The following is a 10,565-nucleotide window of genomic DNA, read 5'->3' on the forward strand; positions in this document are numbered from 1 at the left end:
AATTGAACTTGCTGACTGGCTTGAAATTGGAAGTACAAAAACGGCATTAGTTTATGGGAAACCAGAGTGAATCTAGAATCTGGCTCCTTGGAATTAAGAGCTAAAGCTCCAAATTTTGGGGATTTATTTATTCAGTTTTTCATTATTGGTGCCATCAGCTTTGGCGGTGGCATTATTGCCTATGAGCGCATTCTGTTAGTTGAAAAGCGTAAGTGGTTATCGCCAGACGCATTCATGGCTTACCTAGCCATCAGTCAAACCATGCCGGGGCTCAATTCAGTCAACATGGCTGTCTTATCTGGGGATCATTTGCGGGGCGTCTTAGGAGCTATTACCGCCACACTGGGTTTAATTTTGCCGGGCGGGTTATTTGTACTAGCTATGGGGGTGCTCTATGCTGGCGCCTCTGACCATCCTCTAGCTAACTTGATTTTGATAGGCATTGCAGCCGCAGCAAGTGGCTTGCTAGCTGCGATTACTTATCGAATCGGCGATAGTAATTGGCGTCACCTTCAATCACTCCTCATTATTATTGCCACCTTTTTACTGATGAGCGTTGCTAAATTATCTTTACCGCTGGTTCTCCTCATCATGGCCCCTATTGCCATCTATCTATATCGACCAGGCAACGGTACATGAGTTTTTTGCTCAATCTAGCCCTGAGTTTTTCTTTACTATCGCTTTTGGCGGTAGGAGGAGGCACTGCAGTACTGCCAGAAATGCAGTCACTGCTATCTCATCAGTTTGGGATAGATCACACTCAATTTGTTCATATCTACAGTATTGGTCAACTAGCGCCGGGGCCTAATATGCTGATGGTATTGGTTATCGGATACCAATTAGCTGGTCTGCTTGGGGCTGGGATTGTTTTATTTTCTTTCTTTTTGCCGTCTAGCATTCTGTGTTTTTACATCGGCAGGCTATGGAATCGGTTTGGTGAGAGCCCTTGGCGACGAACAATTCAGAATGCCTTAGAACCCATTTCGATTGGCCTAATGGCTTCGGGAGTTTATGCCGTTGGTAAGGCATCCATCGTAGATGGAATTACTGCGGCACTTGCTTTAGTAAGCTTTTACCTCATCCTCAGAACCAAAATTAACCCAGTATGGGTTATTTTGGGCTCTGGAGGATTTGGCGCAATGCTCATGACTTATTTGAAATAAGTCAGGGTTTAGAACGTACCTCTTAAGCCTACCATTAAGCTTCTTCCGGGTTGGGGTGCATATAGTCTTACAGCCATTGGTGTAGTGGCATATCGAATTTGCTCATTGAGTAAATTCTTGAGGTTCATATACACGGTCCAGTTCATATCCTTGATTTTCTCTGTGTAAGAGATCCCAGCATTTAAGAGGTTGTAACTTGGGGCAGGGCCTTGCTCCCAACTTGCCAATCTATTTTGCTGATAGCTGTAGATGTAAGTGGCGTTGGTAAGCCAGCCATTCTGTTGATGCGCAATTTCTGCACCCAAACGGGGAGCAGGTTGCAAAGGGAGATTGCCGCCCGCATCAAAAGTACCTTGCGAGGCATCGCCAAACACACGCCCCCCAAGGCCATGCTCGCGCCAGTTGTAGGTAAGCTCGCCTTCAACCCCTTTGATAGTCGCTGCCGCTTGCTGTGCTACTACTACCGAGAAGTCACCGGCACTGGGAACGAATTGCCCAGTGTAGTAGCCATAGATGTAGTTATTAAAACGATTGGCATACACACTTGCCTTAGCTCTCATTAAGCCACTGGTTTTTTGGATATTAAATTCTAGATTATGAGAAGTCTCTTTATCGAGATTGGGGTTGCCAATATCAAAGGTGGCGGTAGATTCATGAGCGCCATAGGAATACAGTTCCTGGGCACTGGGGGCGCGTTGAGAAACGGTGTAGGCAACACCAGCACCATGACCTTGCATGAAGTTCCATAAACCGCCAGCAGAGTAAGACATTAAATTAAAGTTGCGGTTTTGCAAGGTGATGGTGGGCATTACACCAGTATCAACGGGTTCAGACACCAACCCGGTTCCCAGATTTGGCTTTTGAGCTACATTGTTATAGCGTAACCCGAGGTTGCCTTGAAGGGAATTCCATTTACCTTCCTCAATCCAGAACAAGGCATTGGAGTTGGTCTTGGTTGGCGGAACGATGGCGTAGCTACCAGTCCCCACTTCAGTGGCGTTCAGTGACGCGGCGGATACCTGCGCGCCAAAGGTGCCTTTCCAGCCAAGCAACGGGTTATGGGCAAGTTCAAAACGCGCTTCATTGGCAATGTTCTTCCACAGAGATGCAGCTTCACCGGCGTTATTAAATTCCGTATGGTTGTAATTGGAATTCGCTGCACTAAATTTGAAAGAGGAAAATCCTGCAAAAGGATCGCGAGTTTGATGTTGCAAGTCATAGCGATTCTGTGATTGATTAATTGAGCCACCTTCCGGTGTTGGAATGCCGTAGTTATTATTTAAACGCTCCGCAGAAACACCGGTATAACCGTTTTGACCAATATAAGAAACACCAACACCTAAATTATTTTGGTTGTTAAAAGAGTTCGGCAGCTTACCGCTGTAGTTATTTCCGCCATCTCCGCCAGGCGGCACCGTCCATCCACCAGCAGGCTCTCCTTGTGATTGTGTGGAGTTCCCTGGAATGCGGTAATTATTTGCATTATTAATAGCGGTATCCACGTGGACTGCTACCGAACTAAATGCTCCGTCCACTTCAACTGCTCCAGCTCTGCCATTGTTAACGGTCTCATAACTGGTATTGACGGCGCCTGTAGGTCTATCGGGCAAGTTGGTCAGGATGCGATCGTTGACTACGTTAACAAGTCCACCACTCGAGCCAGAGCCATACAGTAGGGCAGCTGCGCCGCGCAGAATCTCCACCTGATGGGCGTTTTGCATGTTGTTGCCAACAGCATGGTCTTGCGAGATATTGGATACGTCACCAACAGATAAACCATTCTGCAAAATTTGTACACGAGAACCCTCAAGCCCCCGAATGACTGGCCGAGATGAGCCAGCACCATAACCTGTTGCGGATACACCCAATTCATTGGCAAGTGTGGCGCCCAAAGTGCTACCCAATTTATTGAGCAACTCATCGCCTCGTAAAATCTTGGTAGGGGTCAAGATGCTTTGCGTTGCTTCTTGCGATCCAGTGGAGGTGATTTCAAGAGAGGGTGGAGATTGCGCAAAGGCGGTGGTACTAATTAATCCTGAAATCAGGACGTAGATTAGCTTTTGCTTAGCCAATGGCTGATGGATTTGATGCATATTGTTTCCTTCATTCCTGATGCATTCCACTTACTGCGTGGAGCAATAAATCTAAAGACCAAACAATTCAGTTTGGCGTATCGGGTGATTTACAGGATGAGGCTAGGTGGGGCTCTAGATTGATATAACCCAATATGAATTCGGGTCAGTGAAGCGTCGGCTGATACCAATTGCACTTCACGAAAGAAGTTGATGCCAATGAAAAGATTGGGAGTTGAGGCAATGAAGCCAGCAAGGGTGAGCGCATCTAATAAGTGGCAGCCTGCAGAGCTATGACCAAGGGTAGGCGCTTGATCTACACAGCTAAGTTCAATGCTTTGGTGGTTTATCCCAGAGTGGGCAATGCCGTGAGCAAAGCCAATCCAGTGTGTGCCCAATAAGCTGGCCAGCAGAAAGCTGAGGGCAACAAACCCCTTGAGTTCTTTTCTGAGTTTGCTTAAAAATAAGGCTTCCATACCCTGAATCTTACAGGATTTGCCCTTGTGGGCCATCTCGGTGTAGAATATCGATTCCGTCGGAGTGTAGCGCAGCCTGGTAGCGCACCTGCTTTGGGAGCAGGGGGTCCAAGGTTCGAATCCTTGTACTCCGACCACTTTCTCTTTGTATTATTTTCAGTCCCAGTACACACTGCCTATAGCTCAGCTGGATAGAGCAACGCCCTTCTAAGGCGTAGGTCGCACGTTCGAATCGTGCTGGGCAGGCCACTCCCCACTTTTTATTGCTGTTTCAGTCTATTTCATTGTGCTCAATTGGCTCAATCATGGCTCGAGCTTGGCTAGCGTATGGGTTCACCTTGAGTATGGCGTAAGTTAATCCTGGGTGACTATTAGCGACTCAGACAAAATTTTGACCCTATCTATTTAGTGTCGGTTTGACCCGACTCGGGGGTGTCACTTAACGCGACGGTTAAATAGTTCTTATAATTTTTTTTGTGTACTTTCAAAACTGGGTAAGCAAGAGCTGTCGGATTTAATAATTATTATTAGAATCTATAAGATACAAAACCTCAATTAATAGACTTTTAAGCATTCCCCCCTATAATCTTCAAAACCCCCAGTAAATATAGGGAAATCTACCTCTGGGGCTATAAAAACAGCATTAGTACAGACTTAGAGGCAGCCGATTTGATTCACGGCCAGGTTAAAACTAGCGAACCGATTGTTGCAAGAGCAAGCCCCTCAACGTGGATGGCTCGTGCTTTTGCCCCTCTGTTCTTTGTAAGTGCTGTTTTTGCGCAAACATCCCCTGCAAATACTGCAATTCCAGCTAGCGTGACCGTACAGACAAATGAATCTAAAGATGTTCTATCTGTACCCCCAGTAGTGAGCAACGCAAGCAGTGCTTCGAATGCTCCAAACGTAGCCAATGCCACGTCCTTGTTTGCGCCAATAGGCCAAAACAATACACCGAAGATCTATACCAAGGGTATGCCGTCTGGCCCTACAGAAATGGATTTACGCCAGCTTTGGAATGAGCTCAAACTCAATAACCCGCAGTTGTCTTCATTGCGTGAGTCATATCTCTCCGCAAAAGCAACAGTCCCACAGATCAATGCGCCAGCTAATCCACAGGTCGGCTTGGTATGGTCTGGTATGCCGGCAAATTCACCATTTGCATTGGGTGGTGCTAATGCGCCTTCCCCACAGTACCCCAATGGCATCAGTAGCAATAACTCCATTTCTATTGCGCAGCCGTTTCAGTTTCCAGGCAAGAAAAGCTTGGCATCGGACATTGCTAACACCAATGCTGAGGCTTTATTAGCCCAAAGCGAATCAACCTACCTACAGTTGGGCGCACAGTTATCGACCTTGTACTACACCGCCTTAGCATCACAAAAGCAGTTACAGGTTCTGAAAGAATCGGTGATGCGTTTGGAAATGATTAAGAACGTGGCTAAAGCACGTTATGCCAATAATGCCGCTGCTTATGTTGAATACCTTAACGCGCAGGTGGCCCAAAGTGCAGCGCAAGCAGATCAATTTAACGTAGAACGTCAGCTATCCGTTGCGCTGAACAGCATTAATACTTTGGTGGGCCGCCATTCCAGAGAAAAGCTCATACTGCGAGGTGATGTGCGCCTCGCGATGAAGAGTGTGCCCACCTTGCTTGAGTTAGAAGACTATGCCGAAACCAGCCATCCCTCATTAAAAAGCTCTGCATTGCAGTTAGAAGCAGCACGCAAAGGTGTCGATCTGGCCAAGAAGGCTTACTTACCAGACTTCCAAGTGATTGGCTCTTCATTTACGCCGCGTGGTCCATTCTCGGCCAATAACGGTGCCATGTTTTATCAGCTTGAACTAGACCTCGTTATTCCCTTGTACTTCTTTACCAAAGAAAAGTATGGGGTAGAGCAGGCACAGCGTAGCCAAGCGGCAGCTGAGGCTGGCAATATCTCCAATCGGCAGCAAGTTGTGTTGGCGGTTAATAGCGCCTATGCCACATACGAGCAAGCCAAGAGTCAGGCGCAATTTTTAAAAGAGCGCCAAGTGCCTCAAGCAGATGCCGCCTATAAGGTTGGTCTTACTCAGTACTCCAATAATGGTCAGGGGTTTAACGATTTGCTGACAGCGCAAACCCAATTGCGTAGCCTCGAAGTTCAATTAGCGCTAGCGGAGAGTAATTTACTGCAAGCGCAAGCGGTATTGCTAGTCACATCTGGCAAAGAACCATTTTAAGGAGCAGTGTTGAAAGACAAAATTCTTTCCTTTCTAATACAGCTTGCGGAAAAAGCAAAGCCTATCGCTCATAAGGTCTTGCACTTTGGTGGCCATAGACTACATGTGGCCCTTGCAAGTATTGCTGGTCTGTACTGGAATCTCAGCCCCCAAAATCGTCACCGTGTGCGCCTGGCAGCATTTGCTTTTGCCATTCTTTCAGTTGGCATTGTTGTTGGCCGTATTACCAATGTGAACCGTAACGTCAAAATTGAAGCATCTGATAAGGCTCTCAAAGTTGAGAAGAGCGGCATCTTAGAGTTAAAGCTTCCGGGCATTAAGCTCAATCCAGAAATTTATATCTTCCAAACTGCGGAAAAAGTGCAGGTACCGGTCGATATTAAAGTACCAGGCCGCCTGGCATTTAATGCAGAAAAGTCTAAGGTTCTCTCTGCACGTGCACCAGGGCGGGTAGAGCGCATCTATGCATTCGATGGTGCCGAGGTCAATATTGGTTCTCCAATAGTGGAGTTGTATAGCCCAGAATTTTTATCTGCTCAGCAAGAATACTTACTCTCTGCAAAAACTGCCAAGGTACTAGAATCTAGCAAGACGATGAGCGACTTGCTTGGTGATGCGCGTATTACCCAACAAGCTGCTGCAAACCGCATGCGTAATCTCGGTGCTGGAGATGGCGACATCAAGGCAATCGAGAGTACTGGAAAAACTCAAAGCAATTTGGTGATGCGATCTCCGTTAAAGGGGGTAGTGGTCAAGCGTAATGTGGAGCCAGGCTCCGCTCTGAACTCGGGTGATGTGATTGCCACTTTGGCTGATCCAAAGCAACTTTGGTTTTTAGGTAACGTATTTGAGCAAGACTTACACTTGATTAAGCCAGGACAGAAAATGTCTTTACATGTAGAGGCTTATCCGGACAAAGAGTTTGTGGCATATGCAAACTATATTGCCCCAACAATTGATTCCCAAACCCGCGCCTTATTGGTTCGTGCTGAGATCGAAAATAACGACGATCTCTTCCGCCCTGATATGTATGCATCTGCTAAGTTAACTACGGGCATGGCGGATGCCATCGTCGTGCCGCAAACAGCAGTAGTGCGTATACGAGAAATGCGCTACGTCATCATTAAATCAGGCGATGAGATATACCGTCGCCTACCCGTCAAAGGTTATGACCTCAATAGCAAGGCTTTTGCGATTACTGAAGGTGTTGAGCCAGGTGCACGTATCTTGGCTGAAGGTGCTGTCTTGTTAAATGATCGATTTGCAAAGCAGGAAGACTAAGTGAGTGCCTTTACCTCCTTCATTCGGGGTGTACTTGAGAAACGGGTGCTGGTCATCGTTGGTTCAATCGTGCTCCTCGGTTTGGGGATGTTCAGTCTTTCTAAGTTGCCAATACAGCCATACCCTGGTGTAGCGCCATTAACGATTCAGGCAATTTCTCAATGGCCCGGCCGAAGTACTACTGAGGTAGAGCAACAAGTCACTATCCCGGTAGAAAATGCCTTGGCTGGTATTCCGGGTCTTCAGGCTTTCCGTTCGGTTTCTCTATTTGGTCTGTCTGTTGTAACGCTGAAGTTCAATGACACAACAGATCCTTTTAAGGCCCGCCAAACATTTATTACTAGTCTGGCTAATGTGAGTTTTCCTACTGGAGTCTCCTCCAGCATAAGTCCGGATACTGATGCCACTGGCGAGATCATGCGTTATGAGGTGAAGTCAGATTACGCCTCATCCACCCAATTAAAAACATTGCAGAACTATGAGATCTATAAAGAGCTCAAGCAAACCCCTGGCGTAGCGGATGTCTCATCATTTGGCGGAAGGGTTCGCCAATACCAAGTCATTGTTAGCCCAGAAAGCTTGCAATCAAAAGGCGTCACTGTTAATGAGCTGATTGCTGCTTTAACGAATGCCAATAGCAATACTGGTGGCGGACTATTGCCTAGCGGTGAGCAGCAATTTGTAGTACGCGGTGTAGGTCTATTGAAAAATATCGATGACATCAAGCGGGTGGTTATATCGATTCATAACAGCGTGCCAATTCGAATTGGTGATGTAGCCCAGGTGGAGATTGGCAATGCGCCACGGCTGGGTATGTTCCAGTTCAATGACAATCCAGACTCAGTTGAGGGAATCGTTTACTTACGCCGTGGCGAGAACGCTACTGCAGTACTGGCTCGAGTTCGCAGCACCGTTGAGAACATCAATAAACAAGTGCTACCACCCGGAATTGAAGTGGTGCCGTTCTATGATCGCCAAGTTTTATTAGATATTACGATCGGTACAGTGAAGCACACCCTGTTCTTTGGTATCTCATTAGTGCTCGCAGTACTCTTTTTCTTCTTGGGTAATTTACGCGCTGCAGCAGTAGTGGCGGCAGTAATTCCACTGGCACTCTGTGTATCGTTTATTCAAATGCATATATGGAGTGTGCCGGCTAACCTGATTTCTCTTGGCGCGATTGACTTTGGTGTGATTGTCGACTCTGCGGTGATTTTGACCGAGAACGTCATGCGTCATCTGGAAGAAGGTGGCAAGCGTCTCAATCAAAGCATTATCTTGGCGACGAGTGAAGTACAGCGAGCCATGATTTATTCCACCGGCATCATTATTGTTGCTTATTCCCCATTATTTTTTATGGGCGGAGTGGAAGGCATTATTTTTAAGCCAATGGCCTTCACTATGGGCTTTGCTTTGATTGCCGCCATGATTCTGAGCTTAACTTTCTTGCCAGCGATGATCTCCTTGGTCTTTGGTGAGAACTTGCACCACAAACCACCAGGATTCATTACTCGCTTACTCGATGGTTACAAACCTTTACTTAGAAAGTGGATGGATCGTCCATTAACCGTGGTATCAGTTGCAGTATTTGTATTGGGCTTGACTGTACTAAGTATTACTCGCTTGGGTACCGCCTTCCTACCAACTCTTGAGGAAAATAATATTTGGCTGCGAGTGACTTTGCCAAATACGGTGGATTTGGATTACTCGGTTAAGGTAGCCAATCAGTTGCGCGAGACTTTCTTAAGGCAACCCGAGATTGACAAAGTGGCTGCCCAGATTGGTCGTCCGGATGATGGTACAGACTCCACCGGCGTATTTAACCAAGAGTACGGGCTCTATTTAAAGAGCCCAGATAAGATGCCAAGCGGCTCTAGTAAGAAAGAGTTAATTGCCCATCTTGAGCAAGAACTCAACAAGATTCCCGGTGTGACTTACAGTTTCTCGCAATACATTCAGGACAACGTGAATGAAGCACTCTCTGGTGTTAAGGGGGAGAACTCCGTCAAGATTTATGGCACAGACTTAGAGGTCTTGGATCAAAAAGCCCATGAGGTAATTGAGCAGCTCAAAAAAGTACGAGGTGTAGCGGACGAAGGCATCCTTAAGGAATTAGGGCAGCCGACTTTAAATATTCAGATTGATCGAGAACGCGCTGCGCGTTACGGCATTAATGTAAATGACATTCAGACGGTAGTTGCCAACGCTATTGGTGGCGCTGCGGTGACCAATCTTCTCGAAGATGAGAAGACTTTCGGCATAGCCATTCGCCTAAACGAAGGTAGTCGCAACGATATTGCTGATATTGGCCATCTATTGGTAGATTCGCCTAACAGCGCAGCTATTCCTTTGTCGATGGTGGCAACGGTTCAATTAAGCGATGGCCCATTCTTCATCTATCGTGAAGCCGGTAAACGTTACATCGCCATTAAATTCAGCGTACGTAACCGCGATTTGGGTAGTGCTGTAGAGGATGCGCAATTCTTGGTAGAGAAGAACATCACCCTGCCACCAAACTACTCGATTAGTTGGGATGGTCAATTCAATCAAATGAAACAGGCCCAGAAAAAACTCATGCTGATCGTGCCTTTGGCATTACTGGGCATCTTCTTGTTACTTGTGAGTGCTTTTGGTAATTTCCGGGATGCGGTAATTGTGATGATCAATGTACCGTTTGCAGCGATTGGTGGCGTGATTGCTCTGCATCTTGCAGGTGAGACCTTAAGCATCTCCGCCTTCTTTGGATTCTTATCTTTATTTGGTATTGCCATTCAGGACGGTGTGATTCTGATCTCCTTTATTAATAAGACGGCAGCTAACGAGCATGGTGAGATGAAAGATGTCATGGTGGAGGGCGCCTCTTTGCGAGTGCGCCCGGTACTCATGACAGCAGCACTTTCTGGACTAGGACTCTTACCGGCTGCTTTATCTCACTCGATTGGCTCTGAGGCTCAGCGTCCTTTAGCCCTAGTGATTGTGGGTGGTATGGTGACGACGACTATTTTGACCCTCTTGGTATTACCAGTAATATATGGATGGTTCAGAGGGCGCAGCTTAAGCCAAACTGCCAAAGCTTAACTATGGATGAGATTCAAAATTTCGGTCAATGGACCAAATGTCTGAAGTGAAAACAGCTTCCTCCATAGTCCGCTAAGGATTGAATTGAGCCTGCCATCGATAAATATGGCGAAGGTCTGCTTTGTGATCAGTAACAGCCATTTAAAACCCTCGCGTATTAGTGTCGGTTTAAACGACAGTAAATAATTCAGGTCGCCCAAGTCTAAATCTGAAATTAAGCTAACAAGTGTCGTGTATCGAGACACTTGTAATGAATAATCTATCACTCTTATTTT

General features: G+C 46.5%; 7 protein-coding genes and 2 tRNA genes. 7 read left to right on the forward strand and 2 right to left on the reverse strand.

The genetic code is table 11. The annotated features are described in order from the left end of the window. Nucleotides 1-66 precede the first annotated feature (66 nt). Together B7Y67_RS06985 and B7Y67_RS06990 are read left to right on the forward strand one after the other, a co-directional pair. The gene (locus B7Y67_RS06985) at nt 67-639 is read left to right on the forward strand and encodes a chromate transporter (protein ID WP_293598025.1); all 573 of its coding nucleotides are present in this window, start codon (nt 67-69) and stop codon (nt 637-639) included. Further along, nucleotides 636-1,163 carry a chromate transporter gene (locus B7Y67_RS06990; protein WP_293598026.1) on the forward strand — a complete coding sequence of 176 codons (528 nt, stop codon included), beginning with the start codon at nt 636-638 and terminating at the stop codon, nt 1,161-1,163. The genes B7Y67_RS06985 and B7Y67_RS06990 overlap by 4 nt, the downstream gene beginning before the upstream one ends. An 8-nt stretch (nt 1,164-1,171) precedes the next feature. Here B7Y67_RS06990 and B7Y67_RS06995 read toward each other — a convergent pair whose 3' ends face one another. Next, a complete protein-coding gene (locus B7Y67_RS06995; protein ID WP_293598027.1) occupies nt 1,172-3,256 on the reverse strand; it encodes a TonB-dependent receptor in 2,085 nt (694 codons plus the stop codon). 89 nt (nt 3,257-3,345) lie between these two features. Next, nucleotides 3,346-3,747: a hypothetical protein gene (locus B7Y67_RS07000; protein ID WP_293598028.1), complete on the reverse strand. Its 402-nt coding sequence runs from the start codon at nt 3,745-3,747 to the stop codon at nt 3,346-3,348. Nucleotides 3,748-3,771: 24 nt separating this feature from the next. Between B7Y67_RS07000 and B7Y67_RS07005 the strand changes: the two genes are divergently transcribed. The 5 genes from B7Y67_RS07005 (at nt 3,772) to B7Y67_RS07025 (ending at nt 10,290) form a co-directional block, all read left to right on the forward strand. Then, nucleotides 3,772-3,848, forward strand: a tRNA-Pro gene (locus tag B7Y67_RS07005). 35 nt (nt 3,849-3,883) lie between these two features. After that, a tRNA-Arg gene (locus B7Y67_RS07010) sits at nt 3,884-3,960 on the forward strand. 420 nt (nt 3,961-4,380) lie between these two features. Beyond that, nucleotides 4,381-5,931 (forward strand): TolC family protein, encoded by a 1,551-nt coding sequence (locus B7Y67_RS07015; protein WP_293598029.1) that lies wholly within the window; start codon nt 4,381-4,383, stop codon nt 5,929-5,931. A 6-nt stretch (nt 5,932-5,937) separates the two neighbouring features. Further along, nucleotides 5,938-7,212: an efflux RND transporter periplasmic adaptor subunit gene (locus tag B7Y67_RS07020; protein WP_293598030.1), complete on the forward strand. Its 1,275-nt coding sequence runs from the start codon at nt 5,938-5,940 to the stop codon at nt 7,210-7,212. Further along, nucleotides 7,213-10,290, forward strand: a complete 3,078-nt coding sequence (locus B7Y67_RS07025; RefSeq protein ID WP_293598031.1) for a CusA/CzcA family heavy metal efflux RND transporter — start codon at nt 7,213-7,215, stop codon at nt 10,288-10,290. The last annotated feature ends 275 nt before the right edge of the window (nt 10,291-10,565 follow it).

This window comes from Polynucleobacter sp. 35-46-11, from assembly GCF_002281105.1.

What these genes read in the sequence shown, in the direction of transcription:
- B7Y67_RS06990 (WP_293598026.1), top strand. Translation starts at nt 636, where the DNA reads ATGAGTTTTTTGCTCAATCTAGCCCTGAGTTTTTCTTTACTATCGCTT.
- B7Y67_RS06995 (WP_293598027.1), bottom strand. Translation starts at nt 3,256, where the DNA reads ATGCATCAAATCCATCAGCCATTGGCTAAGCAAAAGCTAATCTACGTC.
- B7Y67_RS07000 (WP_293598028.1), bottom strand. Translation starts at nt 3,747, where the DNA reads ATGGCCCACAAGGGCAAATCCTGTAAGATTCAGGGTATGGAAGCCTTA.